The 18,019-nt window shown below is 69.1% G+C and carries 14 protein-coding genes; 4 read left to right on the top strand and 10 right to left on the bottom strand.

Annotated features, from left to right (window positions below; translation table 11 throughout):
• On the top strand, positions 1–1,642 hold a 1,642-nt coding region (locus G7Y49_RS08025), incomplete at its 5' end, for a hypothetical protein (RefSeq protein ID WP_165172732.1).
• An 85-nt stretch (positions 1,643–1,727) separates the two neighbouring features.
• Here G7Y49_RS08025 and G7Y49_RS08020 read toward each other — a convergent pair.
• Positions 1,728–3,227, bottom strand: a complete 1,500-nt coding sequence (locus tag G7Y49_RS08020) for a helix-turn-helix transcriptional regulator (RefSeq protein ID WP_165172730.1) — start codon at positions 3,225–3,227, stop codon at positions 1,728–1,730.
• 587 nt (positions 3,228–3,814) lie between these two features.
• Here G7Y49_RS08020 and G7Y49_RS08015 point away from each other — a divergent pair.
• Positions 3,815–6,430 (top strand): molybdopterin-dependent oxidoreductase, encoded by a 2,616-nt coding sequence (locus G7Y49_RS08015; protein ID WP_165172728.1) that lies wholly within the window; start codon positions 3,815–3,817, stop codon positions 6,428–6,430.
• Positions 6,431–6,433: 3 nt separating this feature from the next.
• The gene (locus G7Y49_RS08010) at positions 6,434–7,270 is read left to right on the top strand and encodes a 4Fe-4S dicluster domain-containing protein (RefSeq protein WP_165172726.1); all 837 of its coding nucleotides are present in this window, start codon (positions 6,434–6,436) and stop codon (positions 7,268–7,270) included.
• A 209-nt stretch (positions 7,271–7,479) separates the two neighbouring features.
• Here the strand turns inward: G7Y49_RS08010 and G7Y49_RS08005 are convergent, their stop codons facing one another.
• The 9 genes from G7Y49_RS08005 to G7Y49_RS07965 form a co-directional block, all read right to left on the bottom strand.
• Positions 7,480–7,776: a ferredoxin family protein gene (locus G7Y49_RS08005; protein ID WP_165172724.1), complete on the bottom strand. Its 297-nt coding sequence runs from the start codon at positions 7,774–7,776 to the stop codon at positions 7,480–7,482.
• Positions 7,773–9,068 (bottom strand): FAD-dependent oxidoreductase, encoded by a 1,296-nt coding sequence (locus G7Y49_RS08000; RefSeq protein WP_165172722.1) that lies wholly within the window; start codon positions 9,066–9,068, stop codon positions 7,773–7,775. Before G7Y49_RS08000 ends, G7Y49_RS08005 begins: the two co-directional genes overlap by 4 nt.
• Positions 9,041–10,630: a class I adenylate-forming enzyme family protein gene (locus G7Y49_RS07995; RefSeq protein WP_165172720.1), complete on the bottom strand. Its 1,590-nt coding sequence runs from the start codon at positions 10,628–10,630 to the stop codon at positions 9,041–9,043. Before G7Y49_RS07995 ends, G7Y49_RS08000 begins: the two co-directional genes overlap by 28 nt.
• Complete coding sequence (locus tag G7Y49_RS07990; protein WP_165172718.1) at positions 10,627–11,868, bottom strand: CoA transferase; 1,242 nt, start codon at positions 11,866–11,868, stop codon at positions 10,627–10,629. Before G7Y49_RS07990 ends, G7Y49_RS07995 begins: the two co-directional genes overlap by 4 nt.
• A gap of 13 nt (positions 11,869–11,881) precedes the next feature.
• Complete coding sequence (locus tag G7Y49_RS07985; RefSeq protein WP_165172716.1) at positions 11,882–13,249, bottom strand: NAD(P)/FAD-dependent oxidoreductase; 1,368 nt, start codon at positions 13,247–13,249, stop codon at positions 11,882–11,884.
• Between the two features lie 62 nt (positions 13,250–13,311).
• A complete protein-coding gene (locus tag G7Y49_RS07980; RefSeq protein WP_165172714.1) occupies positions 13,312–13,770 on the bottom strand; it encodes a DUF4442 domain-containing protein in 459 nt (152 codons plus the stop codon).
• Between the two features lie 37 nt (positions 13,771–13,807).
• Entirely contained in the window at positions 13,808–14,773 is a 966-nt protein-coding gene (locus tag G7Y49_RS07975) for an FAD-binding protein (protein ID WP_165172712.1), read from the bottom strand.
• Between the two features lie 12 nt (positions 14,774–14,785).
• On the bottom strand, positions 14,786–15,547 hold the full coding sequence (locus G7Y49_RS07970; protein WP_165172710.1) for an electron transfer flavoprotein: 762 nt from the start codon (positions 15,545–15,547) through the stop codon (positions 14,786–14,788).
• Positions 15,548–15,560: 13 nt separating this feature from the next.
• Positions 15,561–16,706: an acyl-CoA dehydrogenase gene (locus tag G7Y49_RS07965; RefSeq protein ID WP_165172708.1), complete on the bottom strand. Its 1,146-nt coding sequence runs from the start codon at positions 16,704–16,706 to the stop codon at positions 15,561–15,563.
• A gap of 274 nt (positions 16,707–16,980) precedes the next feature.
• Between G7Y49_RS07965 and G7Y49_RS07960 the strand changes: the two genes are divergently transcribed.
• The gene (locus G7Y49_RS07960; RefSeq protein ID WP_165172706.1) at positions 16,981–17,952 is read left to right on the top strand and encodes a LysR family transcriptional regulator; all 972 of its coding nucleotides are present in this window, start codon (positions 16,981–16,983) and stop codon (positions 17,950–17,952) included.
• Positions 17,953–18,019: the final 67 nt, after the last annotated feature.

Raw genomic sequence — 18,019 nt, 5'->3', positions numbered from 1 at the left:
GGCCGCGAGCAGGCCGCATGCCGGCGCGGGCGCTCGCGGCGCGAGGCGGGGCACGCGCAGCACGGGACGGGGCGGAAGCGCAGGCGCCTCAGGCGGCAAGACCGCGAGCTCCCAGCGCGTCGGCGCTCCTTCCGGCTCCCAGCGCACCGGCGCGCCTTCGAGCTCGCACGCCCCCCGCGCGCACGTCCCCGCGGGCGCGCACTCCGCGCGCTCGGTCACGCCGCGCGTGTCCGCCTCCGCAGGCGTCGAGGTCAAGCTGCCCGTCGCAGGCGAGGTCCTGCTCACGCGCCGCCACTTCCTCTACGGCGTCGCGGGCGTCGCCGCGCTGGCCCTGCTCGGAGGCGGCGGCTACGCGGCCAGCCAGCTGGCCGCAAACGACAGCTCGGACGTGGCCACGCTGAAGGTCCCCGAGTCCTCCGTGTTCACCACGGAGGACTGCGCGCAGATCGAGGACGCCTCGGCCGCCATAGCGCTCGTAAGTTCCCAGGAGCTCCCCTACGGCAGCCTGATCTGGGCGAACAGCGACTCGACCGCCATCTGCCTGATCCCCACCGAGACGGCCAAGCCCCTCGCGCAGGTGGGCCTGCTCACGCTGGGCGCGGGCACGTGCACCACGGTCATCGAGCACGCCGTGGGAGAGTCCGAGGGCTTCGAGATCTACGACGTGCGCGCCTGCGACAAGGGCCTCGTCTGGACCGAGGCCGACATCCTCGAGGGCACGTGGCGCGTCTACCACGCGCGTCTTGAGGGCGCCTCGGTAGGCACGCCCGCGCTCGCCGAGGAGGGCACCTCCGACTGGGAGATGCCCACGCTGGCCGCGGCCGGCGGCTACGCGTTCTGGCAGACGCTTCCCAACCTCGACGGCCCCGCTAAGCAGGAGGACTCCACGCTCAAGCGCGCCGCGTTCGGCTCGTCCGACGCCGAGGCGGTCTACGTCTCGCACGGCCGCATGGCGTGCGCGCCGTGCTCCGTCCGCGACGGCGTGATCGCGGCGCCGCGCGCCGACACGAACGGCACCTACTACCAGCTCACGCGCATCGAGGCGGAGTCGGGCCAGGTCACCGACGCGCTGGTACTCCCCTCGTCCATGAAGCCCTTCGAGCTGGGCTACGGCCCGACCGGCTTCAGCTTCGCCTTCGACGGCATCTACAGCTATGGCGGGGGCATCGCGAACCTCGGGACGTACCTGCCCGCCGACGAGGTGACCACGGGGATCTTGGCCGAGGACGCGCTCGCGCAGGTGGGAGGCGCCTCGTCAGGGTCCGCGTCAGGCTCTGCGCCCGCCTCCTCCGAGCTCTCGCTCGCCGAGCGCAACGCCCAGGCAGCCGCCTCCGTCGCCCGCTTCGCCGCCGTCCCCTACGGCGACGCGACGTGGTTCCGCTTCCCGCGCACGCCGCTCGCCGCGCCCGCCTGGTGCGGCACGTGGCTCATGGTGAAGTCGACGAGCGCCGTGTGCGGCGTCGACCTCGCGGGGCGCCAGTACTTCTCGATCGAGGTGGAGAACGGCGCCGACGACTACGGCGACTTCCTCGCCTCGACGGGCGCCGGCGACTACGTGGTGACCTACTCCAACATCGACCACACCCCGCTCTCCGGCGAGCGCACCAAGAAGTGCCTCGTCAGGGTCTGGAAGCCCGCGTAAGGGCGAAGCCGGGCGGCGCAAGGCGCGCCCCCGCACAAGCCGCCCCTCCGAAGCGCACCCCGGACAAGATGCGCTTCGGCCGCCCCTACCCCCATTCGTCGACGATGTCCATGAGGCGCTGCTGCGAGTTGATGCCGAGCTTCCGGTAGATGTGGTAGATGTGCGACTTCACCGTGGCGGGACTCACGGTGAGCGCCCCCGCGATGTACTCGGCGTTGCGCCCGCGCGCCAGGAGGATGAGCACCTCCCCCTCGCGCGGCGTGAGCGCGTAGCGCTCGGCCACGTGCGCGCAGCGCCGCTCGAGGGTGAGCGCTTGGGGCGCGGGGTCCTCCCCCTCCCCCTCCTCCTGCGCGACGGCCTCGACCACGCCCTTGCCCGCCACGTCGAGGAGGTCGTCCAGGCGCGCGCGCATCTCCGACTCGTCGCCGCCGTACACCGAGAACGACACCACGACCACGACGGAGAACAGGGCCATGGCGAGGCACAGCGCCATGCCCTCGAGCTCCAGCGCGAAGACCAGCACGAACGCGAAGACCGACCCCAGGAAGAACCCGAGCCACGAGGGGGCTTGGCGCATGGCGTAGCGCCTCACGGGATGCAGGCGGAACTCGTAGTTGTCGATGCTCGTGGAGTACCAGGCGAACACCGAGGTGTGCGCCAAGGCCATGTTGGCGACGCAGCCGCACGCGACGCGCGCCGCGCCGTCGCAGAACGGCAGCAAGAGGACGCTCGCCACGAGGAACGGCAGCGTGATGCGCTGGACGACGCCCACGTCGACGTTCACGCGCGCGCCGAGGTAGTTCCAGACGAACACGAGCAGGATGCCGCCGATGCCGCTCGCCCCGCCGACGAGGGCTGCCTCGTAGCCCATCGAGCACAGCTCGACCGTCATGAAGCCGTACACCGCGCCATGGCAGGCAACCGAGACCGCCGCGGTGGCCGAGAGCGCCGGGGCGGCGCGGAGCTCGTCGACGCGCGGCACGGTCTCGCGGGGGATGCGCCGCGAGAGGAAGGCCACCGCGCCCATCGACCCCCCGATGAGCAGCGCGGTCTGCAGCAGGCTCGCCCACACCAGGCTCGTCGCGTTCACCAGCACGAACAGAAGCGTCCCCAGCGCCGCGCCGCATGCGATGACGTGCGCCGTGCGCTTGGTGGGCACGATGCTGAAGAACACGCACCAGCACGACATGGCGCTCGCCTGGGCGAAGCCGAACAGGACCCACACCGCCGCCGACACCGCGAAGGGAAGGGCCGCGACGTAGGTGCTCACGAGCGACTCCGCCACCGCCGCGAGGGCGAGAAGCGAGCTCAGCGGAAGGAGGCGGTCGCGATGCTCGTACACCCAGTCGGCCTTCAGGCCAAAGACCACGTAGGTCACCACGAGCGCCAGGACCGAGGCGATGCGCAGCTTGATTCCCTCCTCGATCGAGCACCACGAGAGCAGCGGGACCGACGGCGCGAACACCGCCGTGAGCTCCCACCCGATGAGGCAAGAGAAGCCGACCGCGGCCACGAGGTACAGCGGAGCCAAGTCGACGGCCGCCTGCGGCTGATTTTCTGATTTCCCCTGATCAAGAGCGCACACAGAGACCCCCTCAACATTTGAGTATGACACTGAAACGCCAGAAGACCCGAATTCAACATCAGCAGCTGTCGATTCGAGGGGGGAACAGGCCGATACTTTCGCCTAGGCGACCGCTTAAGGCGAAGGATGCGCCTCGGTTCCCCTGCCATGCGACTTTCCGCACAGCGCATACCGTCTCATAAGCGCGCCCCGCAGTCAAACCTTTGAGAGAAAGGACCGTCCATGTGCTTCAGACCGCCCACCGTGGACCAGGGGCCGGTAAAGTGCCCCCAATGCGGAGCGTTAGTCAACCCTAAGCTTGACGAATGCCCCAGCTGCGGCGCCAAAGCCGCCAAGACCCCGGGCGCGCCGCCCGCGCCGGGAGCCCCCGGCGTCCCCGGCGTCCCGCCGGCGCCGGGCGTCCCCGGCGTTCCGAGCGTGCCCGGCGCCCCGGGCGTCCCGAGCGCGCCCTCGGTCCCGAAGGTGCCCACTCCCCCCGCGTCCTAAGGCCGAGGGGAAGACGCGGGCCCCTCGGGCGCAGCCGTCTCCCAAGCGCGCCAAGCGCGCGACGAGGGGCCCGCTCCGTTTCAGACGAGTGAGGAGAGAAGATGGGAAGCAGCGTAACCGGCACTTCTATCATCAAGGGCCTCGGCTTCAACAGCTTCGGCATCGGAGCCAACGCCTGCACGGTTGACATCGACGAGGAAAACGACAAGATCCTGCGCATCCGCCCGTTCCACTTCGACGAGCACTACACGCCGGAGGAGCTGAACTACTGGAAGATCGAGGCGCGCGGGCGCACCTTCGAGCCCGGCCTCAAGACCTACATATCGCCGCTGTCGCTCAGCTACAAGAAGCGCGTGTACTCCAAGAACCGCATCCCCTGCCCGCTCAAGCGCGTGGACTGGGACCCGGACGGCGAGCGCAACCCGGGCAACCGCGGCAAGAGCGGGTACGTGCGCATCAGCTGGGACGAGGCCACGAGCATCATCGCCCGCGAGATCAAGCGCATGCACGACACCTACGGGCCCGAGGCCATCCTCTGCGAGGTCGACGGCCACGGGGAGACGAAGGTGGTGCACGCGGCCCACGGCTCCATCACGCGCCTGCTCGACGAGTGCGGGGGCTACACCCTCCAGTCGCGCAACTCCGACAGCTGGGAGGGCTGGTACTGGGGCGCCAAGCACATCTGGGGCATGGACCCGCTCGGCCAGACCTCGTTCCAGAACAACATCATCAAGGACATCTCCGAGAACGGCGACGCCGTGCTGTTCTGGGGCTGCGACGTGGAGACGACGCCCCTGGGCTGGGGCGGCTACATGGCGAGCCGCATCTGCTCGTGGTTCACGGAGATCGGCGTCAAGCAGATCCACATCGCGCCCGACGTGAACTACACGAACGCCGTGCACGCCGACAAGTGGATCCCGGTGCTGCCCAACACCGACGCGGCCCTGCAGCTGGCCATCGCCTACACCTGGATCAAGGAGGGCACCTACGACCAGGCGTACCTCGACACCCACGCCGTGGGGTTCGACAACTTCAAGTACTACGTGCTCGGCGGCGAGGACGGCGTGCCGAAGACCCCGAAGTGGGCCGAGGCCATCTGCGGCGTGCCCTCCTACACCATCAAGGCGCTCGCGCGCTACTGGGCGCGCCACGCCGTGTCCATCGCCCACTGCAACGGCGGCAGCTTCATCCGCAGCTGCTTCAGCCACGAGCCGGCGCGCCTCGAGGTGGCGCTTCTGGGCATGCAGGGGCTGGGCAAGCCGGGCGCCAACCAGTTCAAGATGCTCGAGTGGACGCTGTTCGGCATCCCCACGGTGACGCCGCTGCCGCCCTCGACGTGCATCCCCAACATCGGCGAGGCCTACCTCGGCTTCATCACGGGCACCAAGCCGAGCTTCATCCCCAAGACCATGATCCCGCAGGCCATCCTGAACCCGCCCGTGCAGTGGTACGGCCACATCGCGGCCGGCCTCCCGCGCGAGGACCAGTTCACCGGGCCGCTCACCTTCCCCGTCGAGGGCAAGTCGCGCATCCACATGGTGTGGTCTGACACGCCCTGCTGGGAGACGTGCTGGAACGGCGGATTCAAGATGCAGGACGCGCTGCGCCACGACTCCATCGAGTTCGTGGTCGTCCAGCATCCCTGGATGGAGAACGACTGCAACTTCGCCGACATCATCATCCCGTCGAACACCAAGTTCGAGACCGAGGACATCGGGACCGACAACGACTCCGGCCAGTGGACCGTGGTGTTCTACGAGAAGCAGGCCATCAAGGCGCGCATGGACTCGAAGTCCGACGTGGAGGGCGTGGCCGAGATCGCCCGGGCCCTCGAGAAGTTCGGCGGGATCTACGAGAACCTCCACGAGCGCTTCATGGGCGGCAGGACCTTCGACGAGTGGATCAAGGCGGGCTTCGAGACGTGCGGCATCCCCGAGGGCGCGATGACCTACGAGGAGTTCAAGGAGAAGCAGTACTACCCGTTCCCCACGCGCGAGGACTGGGAGGACATGCCCGCCGGCCTCATCGGGTTCCACGACGACCCCGAGGGCAACCCGCTGCGCACGCCGTCAGGCAAGCTCGAGTACTACTCCACCACGCTGGCGCAGATGTTCCCCGACGACAAGGAGCGCGGCCCCATCCCCCGCTGGGTGCACGTGAGCGACGAGCACGAGGAGCGCACGAACACCGAGCGCGGGCGCACGTACCCGTTCCTGCTGGTGAGCAACCACCCGCACTTCCGCGTGCACGCCCAGCACGACGACGTGACCTGGCTGCGCGAGATCGAGACGTGCAAGGTGGTGGGCCCCGACGGCTACCGCTACGAGCCCATCTGGGTGAACCCGATCGACGCGGGCAAGCTGGGGCTTGAGACCGGCGACATCGCCAAGCTCTACAACGAGCGCGGCGGCGTGCTCGGCGGCGTCATCGTGAGCGAGCGCATCATGCCGGGCGCCCTGTACCAGGACCACGGATCGCGCGTCGACAGCATCGTCATGGGCGAGGGCGGCCTCGACCGCGGCGGCGCGAACAACCTGATCGCGCCGAGCGCGACGACGTCCAAGAACGCCGCCGGCGAAGTGACCTCGGGCTTTCTGGTGAACATCGAGAAGGTCGACGTGCTCGCGCTGGCCGAGCAGTACCCCGAGGCGTTCTCGCGCGACTACGACCCCGATTGCGGGCTGGTGGCCACGGCTCGCATGGCGGAAGGAGCATAGATCATGGGTAAGGTTTTCGTATTCGACTTCGCGAAGTGCACCGGCTGCCGCAACTGCCAGCTGGCCTGCAAGGACGAGCACGTCGACAACGACTGGGCCCCGTATGCCGCGCCCCAGCCCGACACCGGCCAGTTCTGGGGCCGCATCGAGGAGAAGGTGCGCGGCCAGGTGCCGAAGGTGCGCGTGAGCTACGCGTGGCGCGCCTGCCAGCACTGCGGGAACGCGCCCTGCATGGCGGCCGCCGAGGCGGCGGGGGCGCCGGACGCCGTGTACCGCCGCGACGACGGGCTCGTGATCGTCGACCCGGTTGCCGCGCGCGGGTGCGAGGGCCTCGCCGAGGCGTGCCCCTACGGCGCGATCTTCTACAACGAGGAGCTCGGCCTCCCGCAGAAGTGCACGGGCTGCGCGCACCTGGTGGACGAGGGGCTGCCGCCGCACTGCGTGGACGTGTGCCCGCACGAGGCGCTGCGCTTCGGCGACGAGGAGGACTTCGCCGCCGAGATCGCGCAGGCCGAGTTCTGGATGGCCGAGCGCGCCGAGGCGGACGAGCCGCGCGTGTACTACCTCAACAAGCCGCGCCGCTTCCTGGGCGGGGTGGTGGTCGACCTCGAGGCCGACGAGGTCGTCGTCGGCGCGAAGGTGACGCTCGAGGACGTGCGCACGGGCGCGGTGCAGGCCGTGCTCGCCGACGAGTTCGGCGACTTCTGGTTCGAGCAGATCCCGGCCTCCGAGTACCGCGTCTACTTCGAGGCGGAGGGCTACATGACCCGCATGCTCGAGGCGACGACGGCCGACGAGGACCGCAACATGGGTCCCGTCGCGCTGTACGCCACCGCGTAGCGCGCGCAGGCGCGGCTGCCCGCGCGAATGCCCGCAGCCGCGCCACCCACGAGCATTCGCACCACAGCATGCAGGAAGAAGGCCCCGACCGCACGGTCGGGGCCTTCCCTTCGCAACCTTTTCCTGCGAGCCCCTGCGTGCCCTCGCCCGCCGCCAGGGCACGCGAGAGCACGTCGGCACCGCGGCGCCCGCGGCAGCCCGCGCCACCCTCAGCCGAAGCGGTACGACACGCCCATGGTGGGGCCCGGGTTCGCCCACTTCGCGATGATGGTGTCCCCGCACAGGATGCGGCAGGTGCCGCACTCGAGGCAGCCCGCGTAGTCGAACGTCGGGGCGCCGTCCTCGTCGCGCTGGTACAGCGCGGCGGGGCACACCATGACCAGCTTGTCGAACTCCGCCGGGTCGGGGTCCTCCGCCAGCTCGATGTGCGCGTTCTCCTCGTCGACCTCGTACTTGTTGCTGGCCAGGTACCCGTCGACGTTCACGGTGAAATCCAACCTGCTCATAGCGCCTTCATCGCTCCTCTCGCGTCCTTGAGGATGTTCATGACGCCCACGTTCCTCACGATGGGCATCATCGACTTCCTCATGGGCTTGACCGGGCTGCCGTCCACGACGAGCAGGGCGTTCATCATGTCGCGCAGCATCTGGGGGTAGCCGTCGAACATGCGCGTGAAGCCCTCCATGAAGCCGGGCACGTTCCTGAACTGGCGGAGGTCCTTCAGCACGAAGCTGTCCTCCAGCGCGCTCACGTAGCCCGAGAGGCCCGCCTTGCTGGTGTCGCCGGCGTCGAGCGCGCGCGCGGCCTCGCGGCCCGCGTGCATGCCGGCGGCCAGGGCGAAGTCCATGCCGCGCACCTGGTAGCCCAGGTTGATGCACATCATGGCCGACTCGCCGGCCAGCATGACGCCGTCGCCGACCAAGTCGGGCATGATGTTGATGCCGCCCTCGGGCACCATGTGACCCGAGTGCTCCACCACCTTGCCGCCGCGGATGAGCGCGGCCACCGAGGGCTGGCCCTTCAGGTCCTCGAGCATCTGGTACACCGGCGCCTTGCCGCGGCTCGCCGTCGCCTCGATGCCGGCCACGATGCCCAGCGAGACGGAGTCCCTGTTGGCGTACATGAAGCCGCCGCCGAAGGTGCCCTTCGTGGAGTCGCCGGCGAACAGCCACGCCGCGCCCTCGTCGTCGGACGCGGCCAGGATGCGGTCGGTGATCACCGGGGCCGGCAGCTCGATGACCTCCTTGACGCCCACGGCGACGGCGGAGGCGGGCGGCCGGGCGGCCCCCACGGCCTCGGCGGTCAGCAGCGAGTTCACGCCGTCGCACAGGATGACCACGTCGGCGGTGATCTCGTCCTCGCCGGCGCGCACGCCGACGACCTTGCCGGCGTCGTCCTTCACCAGGCCCTCCACGGCGATGCCGTAGATGAGCTCGGCGCCGGCCTCCTCGGCCTTCTCGGCCAGCCACGAGTCGAAGGGGGCGCGCAGGACGGAGTAGGAGTCCTGGCCCTCCTTGAGCATCTCGTCGGAGGTGAAGTCGACGGTGAAGCTGGCGTCCTCGGACAAGAGCGAGATGCGCTCGCGCGTGATCTTGCGCTCGAGCGGGGCCTCCTGCTCGAAGTCGGGGAACACGGCCTTCAGCGCATGGGAGTACACGCGGCCGCCGGTCATGTTCTTGGCGCCGGCGAAGTTGCCGCGCTCTATCACGAGAACGCTCTTGCCGGCCTTCGCGAGCTCGTAGGCGGCAACCGGGCCAGCGCACCCGGCGCCTACGACGATGGCATCGAAGTCAGCCACGTCTCCTCCTTGTCTTCGGTTTCCCTTTTCCTCGCGCTCTCGGAGAGGGCCCTCCTCAGCGCGTCCTTCACCACCTTGCCCGAGGCGTTGCGCTCGATCTTCTCCAAGAAGAGCACGTGGCGGGGCTTCTTGTAGCCGCCGAGGCAGTGCTCGCAGCGCGCGGCCACCTCGTCGGCGGTCAGCGCGCCCGCGCCCTCGGACGCCACCACGAAGGCGGCGAGCGCCTCGCCCCAGACGGGGTCGGGGACCCCTATGACGGCCACGTCGGCGACGCGCCCGCCGAGGCCCCTGATGCAGCGCTCCACCTCGAGCGGGTACACGTTCTCTCCCCCGGTTATCACCAGGTTGTTCTTCCGGTCGACCAGGGTGAGGTACCCCGCCGCGTCGAAGAACCCGATGTCCCCCGTGAAGTACCAGCCCTCCCGCATCACCCGCATGGTCGACGGCGCGTCGCGGTAGTAGCCGTTCATGAGCGTGGGCGTCTTCACCGCCACCTCGCCCAGCACGCCCGGCTGGCACTCGCGCCCCTGCTTGTCGATGACGGTGACCTCCATGCCCGGCAGGGCGCGCCCCACCGTGGAGCGCAGCGCCACGCTGTCGTGGTCGCGCGGCTCGAGCAGCGTGACGGCCGAGGCCGTCTCCGTCATGCCATAGCCCTGGATGAGGCCGCAGCCCAGAACGCGCCGGCACCGCACGAGCAGCGCCTCGTCTATGGGCTCGCCCCCGTAGAGGACGTAGCGGAGCGAGTCCATCCGCTCGCCCGTCTCCTCGAGGTGCGCCACGAGCAGGCGCAGGACGTAGGGGACCGCGCCCATGCGCGTCACGCCGTGCTCGTTCACCAGCCGCACGATGTCCTCGGGGCGGCTCGAGTCGTCGATGACGACCTCCGCCCCCGCGAGAAACGCCGCGAACGTCGAGACCGACGTGACGTGGAACAGGGGCAGGACGCTCAGCACCACGTCGTCCTCGCTGAACCACATGGCCCGGGCGTCGATCTCCGCGCGGGCGATGAGCGCCTGGTGGGAGAGCATGACGCCGTGGGGGTCCCCCGCGGTCCCGCTCGTGTAGATCATGAGCGCCGGATCCGACGGCGCCCTGTCGACGTGCTCGTCGAAGGGCTCCGCGCCCGCGATGAGCTCCTCGTAGGCGGACGACGCGAAGGCGTCGTCGCCGTCGAGCAGGATGACGGCGAGGGGGCGGCCCACCCCGCCGATGACCGGCGAGAGCCGCCCCCACACCGCCGACGAGCACACGAGCACGGTGGAGCCCGACGTGCCCAGCAGGCGGACGAGCGCCGCGGGCGACAGGCGCGTGTTGTGCTGCTCGCACACCGCGCCGATCTGCGCGCAGGCGAAGGTGAGCTCCACGCACGCCAGCGTGTTCGCCGTCACGAGCGACACGTGGTGCCCGCGGCGCACGCGCAGCGCGCGCAGGATCCCCGCGAGGCGGTCAACCCTCCCCTTCACCTGCGCATACGTGAGCGCCCTGCCCTTGTGGCGCAGCGCGACCTTGTGCGGGCTGCGCCGCACGGCGTCGGCCAGCATGTCAGGCAGGTACGTCAAAGCCCACCAACGTAGTCGGTCTTGCGCAGCACGCGCGCCTCGTAGAGCTCTGCGATCTCGTCGGCGCCATAGCCCACCTCCGCGAGGATGTCGTCGTTGTCCATGCCCTGCGAGGGGCAGCCGCGCCAGATCTGCGCGGGGTTGTTCTTGAAGCGCGGAACTGACGTTACGCCCTTCACGTGCCTGCCGTCAACCGTGTCCCACTCAACCCAGGTGCCGCGCGCGAGGTAATGCGGGTGGTTCTCCATCATCTCATAGCTCATGACCACCGAGCAGGGGATGTTGATGCCCGCCATGGCCTCGGCGAACTCGGCCGCGGTGTGCTCGGCGCAGTACGCCTCGATGGCGGCGTCGAACACGGGGGCGCCCGGCGTGTCGATGCCCACCGACGGGATGCCCTCGGGGAACAGCTCGCTGCCGTACTCGAGGCCGAAGAACTCGAGCGCGCGCCTTATGGCGGACTGCCCCGCCGTGAACAGGTACACGCCCTCGCCGTCCTTGCACGCGTAGTAGCCGGAGCCGGCGGAGATGCTGTCACGCGGGGCGCCGGCGCCGCGCTCCTCCTGGACGCGCTTCTCGAACCACTTGCCGAACAGGCCCGCCTGGCAGCGCACCGCGGCCTCGTACTGGGCCAGATCGAAGCTCTCCCCCTTGCCCGTGCGCTGCGCGCCGACGTACGCGGCCAGCGCCGACCCGTAGGCGAACAGCCCGGCGTAGTAGTCGGTCACGAACTTCTGGATCATGTAGGGCGGGCCGTCCTTGTAGCCGTTCAGGTACATGAGGCCGGAGAAGGCGTTCACCGTGAAGTCGTACCCGGGCAGGCTCACGTACGCGGGGTCGCCCGTGAGGCCGTAGCCCGACAGATGCCCGATGACCAGCCGGGGGTTGTGCTCCCACAGAAGCTCGTCCGAGTAGCCCCACTTCTCCCACTGGCCGCCGCGCGACGCCTCGATGAAGATGTCGGCGGTCTCGATGACGCGCAGGAACGCCTCGCGGCCCGCGGGGGACACCACGTCGAGCATGAGGTTGCGCATGTTGCGGTGCTCGTTCTGCACGCCCCACCCGTCCTGCGTCCAGCGGTACGGGTCGATGCCCTTGGGCGGCTCGAGCCAGATGACGTCGGCGCCGTTCTCCGCGAACAGCTCGCCCGCGAACGGGCCCGCCGTGGAGACCGCCGCGACCACCACCTTCAATCCCGCGAGGTTGCCGAAGACCGGCATGTCGTCATGTCTTGCCATGGCATCCGCCTTTCTACGCGACGTACGTGTCGAAGAACTCGATGGCGCTGTTCGCGGCGAGCTCGGTGCCCACGCCCGAGCCGCCCGCCTCGGCGCCGACGACGAACAGGCCCTCGAGCGGCGTCTTGACGCGCGGCCGGTCGACGCCCGCCTGCCCCGCCTGCTGGGCGATGCCGATGCCCGCGCCGTCCTCGCCCATGATGCGCGCCGCGTCGGAGGGGAACACCTTCTCGACGAAGAGGGCGTGCTCGCGGAGCCCGGGGAAGCTCTTCTCGGCGAGGTCGATCAGCGCCTCCAAGATCGCAGGGCAGTGCTCCTCCTCGATGCCCGCCGGCACGGCCGTCGTCATCATGACGAGCTGCTTGCCCTCGGGCGCCACCGACGGGTCGAAGCTCGAGGGGACCACGATGAACGAGTTCAGCTCCTCGGGGACCTCGCCCGCCATGAGGCGGTCGTTGTACTCGCGCACGGGGGTGGACGAGAACCCCGAGAGCATCTTGATCTCGGGGCTTATGACGGTGTCGAGCGCGAAGCGCGCGATGATCGACACGAACGATATCTCCAGGCCGCGCACGTCCTCGACGTAGCCCTCGTCGAAGTGCTCGGGGCCCACCAGGCCGTCCACCGTCTCCTTGAGGCCCGCGTTCGAGACGATCATGTCGGCGCGATGCTCCTCGCCGCCGACCACCACGCCGACGGCGCGCCCCTCCTCCACGACGACCTTCTCCACCGGCGCGCCGAAGCGGACCTCGGCGCCGTGCTGCTCGAGGCCCTTCAGGTACGCGCCCAGGATGGACACGCACCCGCCCGAGGGGTAGCCCGAGGCGTGCGCCTCGGACTCCCACTTGAGGCAGCGCGCGAACTCGCCCGCCGACAGGAGGTACTCGGGGATGCAGCAGTAGATGAAGCCGATCTGGCTCACGCACGCGTGGACGAAGGGGTCGGTGGTGTAGGCGTTCAGGAACTCCTCGAGCGTCTGGCCGTCGTAGTCGCTCGTCTCCTCGTCGCTCATGCCCTTCACGTCGGTCACCATCTTGATGACGGCCTCGAAGTCCGCGTCAGGCACGCGCCCCTTGAGGTCCTGCGGGAACTTGAACGTCTCGCCGCCCGTCGACTGGACGGGGCGGACCTTGGTGAACTCGATGCCGTGGTCGACCTCGCAGCGGTCGAGCAGCCCGATGAGCGGGCCCTTCGGCCCGCGCGAGATCAGGTGGACGCCGAAGTCGACCGTGAAGCCGTCGCGCTGCGACGACCCGATGCGCCCGCCCGGCTGCAGGCGCTTCTCGAACAGCGCGACGCGCTTCCCGCTGTGGGCGAGCAGCAGCGCCGACGCCAGCCCTCCCACGCCCGCGCCGATGACGATCGCGTCATAGTGCTTCATGTGATGCTCCGTTCTGCCGCCCTCAGGCGACGCTCACTCGGGGGCCTCCGCCTCGCGCGCCGCTACTTCTTCGCGGGGAGCGCGTAGTAGTTGAACTTCATGAGGGCGACCTGCTCGCCGTCGGCGTCGAGCACGGGGACGTCGAGGAAGTAGTCGCCGCGCCCGCGCTCGCGGGCCAGCGCGATCTTGTCCTGCGCCTCCTGCTCGGTGAGCGCGAGGTCGACGTGGAGGTCCTTCACGCCGGGCTTCACGTACGCGCACTCGACGCTCTTCAGGATGGGCACGAACTCGTCGGTGCCGTACGTGGCCATGAACAGCGTGCCGCCCGCGATCTCGGCCAGCACGAACTCGCTTCCCGCGTACGCGATGCCCACGTGGTTTCGGTGCAGCTGCCCCAGGGGGAGCACGATGCGCACGTGCCGCTCCTCCACGACCTCGGCCCTCAGCTCGGCCCTGTTCACGAACGGCGTCGGGCCGTTCGACACGTTGTCAGCCAGCTCCTGGAAAAAACCTGCGTCCATGATCTTCCCTTCCGCGCTTCGCATGCACCTGCGAAGGCTACCTCTCGAGCTCCGCGACAAGGCGCGGAACCACGTCGTACAAGTCGCCCACGATGCCGAAGTCGGCCTGCTTGAACACGGGCGCGCCCTTGTCCTTGTTTACGGCCACGACGACCTTCGCGCCCGTCGCGCCCACCATGTGCTGCACCTGCCCCGACACGCCCACGGCGATGAACAGGTTCGGCGTGAGCATCGCCCCCGACACGCCGATGTAGCGCTCGCGGGCCATCCACTTCGAGCCCTCGGCGACGGGGCGCGTGCAGCCCACCTCGGCGCCCACGGCGCGCGCGAGCTCGTACGCGAGCGCGAGGTCCTCCTCGGCCGCGAAGCCGCGCCCCACGCTCACGATGTTGCGCGCGGCGCTCAGGTTCACCGCGTCGACCTCGCGCGCGCGGCGCTCGACGAGCCTGATCCCCGACGAGCCCGGCTGCACCGCGAAGGTCTCGACCGCGCACGACGCGCCAGCGTCACCAGCGGCGCCCGGCGCCTCGGCGGCTTCGGCGGCCTTGCTCGCCAGGAGGGCGGCGCACGGCACCGCCACGACGAAGGCGCTTACGCCGCGCTCGACCGTCACCGCGCCGCCGCCGTAGACCATGCGCTCGGCGCGCAGCGCCCCCTCCTCGTCGACGCTGAGGCTCGTCGCGTCGCTCATCACGCAGGCCCCCCGGCGCGCCGCCACGCACGCGCCCAGAAGGCGCATGCGCTTGGTCGGCGCCACGAGGAGCGCGTCCGGCGTGCGCTCGGCCGCCAGCTGCGCCAGCACCTGAGCGCCGTCCTCGACGAGCGCGCCTCCCGCCAGGTGGATGACCGCGCCCGCGCCGCTCCCCCTCACCGCGTCCAGGCCCTGCTCGTCCCCCATCCACACCGCGGTCGCGCATGCTCCCAGGTCACGCGCGACCGCGACCAGGGCCGCGTAGTCAGAGGCGTCCTCAGCCGCAACCCAGACGTTCTCGCATCGCGTCATATCGCATCACCCCTATTTCGCAGCCTTGATGTCGGCAGCGAGGCTGCGCACGGCCTCGTCGACATCGCCTTCGTACATGACCTGCTTGCGCGCGACGCTCTGCGGGGCGAGCATCGACGTCACCTCGACGCACGGCGCGCACGCTGCTCCCAGCTCGTCGACGGTCCACGTGGTGGACGGCTTCTTCCCGGCAGCCAGGATGTCCTTCAGCTGCGGGATGCGCGGGAGGTTGGCGTCGGAGGTGACCGAGATGACGGCGGGCGCGGCCAGCTCGAGGACCTCCACCTCGCCCTCGAGGCTGCGCTCGACCACCACGGCGTCCCCGTCGACGCGCACGGCGCTCACCGCGTTGACGACCGTCACGCCGAGCAGCGCGCCCACGAGCGCGCCGGTCTGCTGCCCGTATGCGTCGGCGGAGCCTTCGCCGAAGAACGCGAGGTCAAACCCGATCTTCTGCAGCGCCGCCGCGAGCACCGCGGCCGTCTGGAGCGCGTCGGCGCGCGCCATGCCCTCGTCGACCACGCAGAACTGCTCCGCCGCGCCGCGCGACAGGGCCGCCTTCCTCAGCTTGCTGTCGGACAGGCGCGCGTCGCCGGCGCTCAGGAGCACCGCGCGTCCCTCGGTGTCGGAGGCGACGCGCACCGCCTCCTCGATGGCGTTGAGGTCGTACTCGCCGAGCACGTAGCTCGCCTTGTCGAAGCGCAGCGTGCGGTCGTCGTTGGCCACGATGTCCTGCGCGTCCGCCACCACCTTGTAGCATGCGACTGTGTTCATGTCAGCCTCCCGCCTAGCGCGCTTCCTTGACGAGCGCGCGGCCCGCGGTGTGCACCATGATCTCGTCGGTGCCCGCCATGATGCGGTAGACGCGCTGGTCGCGCCACAGGCGGGCGATGCGGCAGTCGTTGGTGTAGCCGATGCCGCCCATGATCTGGAGCGCCTCGTCGATCACCTCGAACGCGGCCCTGCTCGTGTAGCGCTTGACCAGCGAGGAGTCGACCATGATGGACTCGCCGCGGTCCTTCTTCCACGCGGCCTTGTACAGCATGTTCTGCATGTTCTCGATCTTGATCCTCATGTCGACGATCTTCTCCTGCACCAGCTGGAACGAGCCGATGGTCTTGCCGAACTGCATGCGCTGGGCCGCGTACCGCGCCGCCTCGTCGTAGGCGCAGCGGGCCATGCCCACGTTGGCGGCGCACAGGGTGAGGCGCTCCACCTCGAAGTTCTTCATGAGCTGGTAGAAGCCCTTGCACTCCTCGCCCACCAGGTCAGTCTCCTCGCACTCGACGTCATCGAGGTACACCTCGTAGGTGCCGCACATGTGGTTGCCGATCTTGTCGAGCTTCTCGATGGTCACGCCGGGGGAGTCCATGGGGAACAGGTACATGCTGAAGTCCTTGTAGGGGTTCTCGTTGACGCCGCTGCGGCACACGCAGAGCATGAAGGGCGCGCGGTCGGCGCTCGTGTTGAAGGTCTTGTGCCCGTTGACGTACACCTTGCCGTCGCGCTTCGTGGCCGTGGTGGACATGGCGGCGCTGTCGGAGCCCGCCTGGGGCTCGGTGAAGCCCAGCGTGAAGGGCTTTCGGCCCTCGAGCGCGTAGGCGAGGACCTTCTCGCGCTGCTCCTCGTTGCCGAACGTCAGGATGTCGTCGACCTCGGTGGAGTAGTTGATCCAGCACAGCGACGGGTAGCCCTGGGCGTGCGCCTCCTCGGCGACCATGACCTGCGTGAGGATGTCGACCGGCGTGCCGCCGAACTCCTCGGGGATGCCGAGCGTGGAGAACCCCGCCTCGACGAGGGCCTCGACGGCCTTGTCGGGGAACTGGTGCGTCTCGTCGCACTCCTTGAAGTAGTCTTCGAAGTTGCCGCGCTCGAACACCGTGCGCAGGCTCTCGAGCAAGAGCTCCTGCTCCTCCGTCTTCCTGAAGTCCATGAAAAGCCCCTTCCGTGAAGACCGCCGCAGCGCGATGCGTCAAGCCCCTCGGCAGTCAGCGAGCGGTCGCGTATAACGCCCGAAGCCATATCCCGGGCATGACCTGTTTGCTATTATAGAAACGGCGCCTGGCATAGGAAAAATACGTATGTTGCAGCCGGGAGCCCCTCAGATGTTCGCCCTGCATGCGCAGGTTGCAGCCCCCGTATTCACCTTATGAATAGTTTTGGCAGGACCAAACGGCTAGAGTAGGAAAGCGGAGAGAGGAGCGCTCGTGGACATCGAGATCTACCGAGAGTTTATGGCGTTGGCGGCTCACAAGAGCTTCGTCTCGGCGGCGCGCGACCTGAACATGTCCCAGCCCTCGCTCAGCCGCCACATGACCTCCCTCTCGAACAACCTCGGATGCAAGCTCTTCTACGAGACGCGCCCCCTGAGCCTCACCGCCGCGGGCGAGGTGGTGCTCCGCTACGCCAGCAAGATCGTCGGCGACGAGGAGAACATGATCGCCGACTTGCGCTCGCTGCCGTCGTCGGGCGGCAGCCGCATCCGCATCATCGACATGCTGCACACCAACGCGCTCTACGTGGGCCTGAACGAGGTGATCGCGCAGACGAAGGAGGCCTTCCCCGACCTGCGCGTCGACTATCCCAACATGGACGCGAGCGGGTTCGACGCGCAGCAGATGGTCCAGCAGGACAAGGTGGACATCGCCTTCGAGACCATCCTCTCCGACGACCCGCTCGCCACGCCCTGCGTGCCGGACGACCTGCGCGCCATCTGGATCCCCGAGTTCCACGGCGAGCTCGTGATGGGCATCTCGCAGGGCTCCCCCCTCGCGACGCGCACGTGCCTCGAGCTCAAGGACCTCGCCTCGTCGCGCTTCATCCTGCAGGCCAACCGCTACAGCGAGCGCTTCCGCAAGGACTTCGTGGCGATGTGCGCCGAGGTGGGCTTCTACCCCAACATATCGCTCGTGCCGGTGGAGAACCCGCTCATGTTCTACGGCACCGAGCCGGCCGACGGCATCCACCTGCTCTCGCGCGTCAACAAGAAGTACAAGCCGCTCATCGCCAACCTGCTCAAGCAGTACGTGGTCATCAGGCCGCTGTGCGACAAGAAGCGCTACGTGGACTCGTTCGCCCTCGTCAAGCGCGACACCGACAAGCCCGCGCTCGCCTGGCTGGCCAACCTCCTCGAGCAGCACGCCGAGGCGCTCCACGACGAGGTGCTCGCAGGCGACTGACCGATCCCGCCCGCCCCTCATCACATCCTTTCGATTATTCGGATTCTGCATAGCACCTGCACGCTTT

It is taken from the genome of Adlercreutzia sp. ZJ242 (assembly GCF_011038995.1).
Taxonomy (GTDB): Bacteria; Actinomycetota; Coriobacteriia; order Coriobacteriales; family Eggerthellaceae; genus CAAEEV01.
The sequence above is the reverse complement of the archived record's forward strand: the minus strand, read 5'-3'. Positions and strand labels throughout refer to the sequence as shown.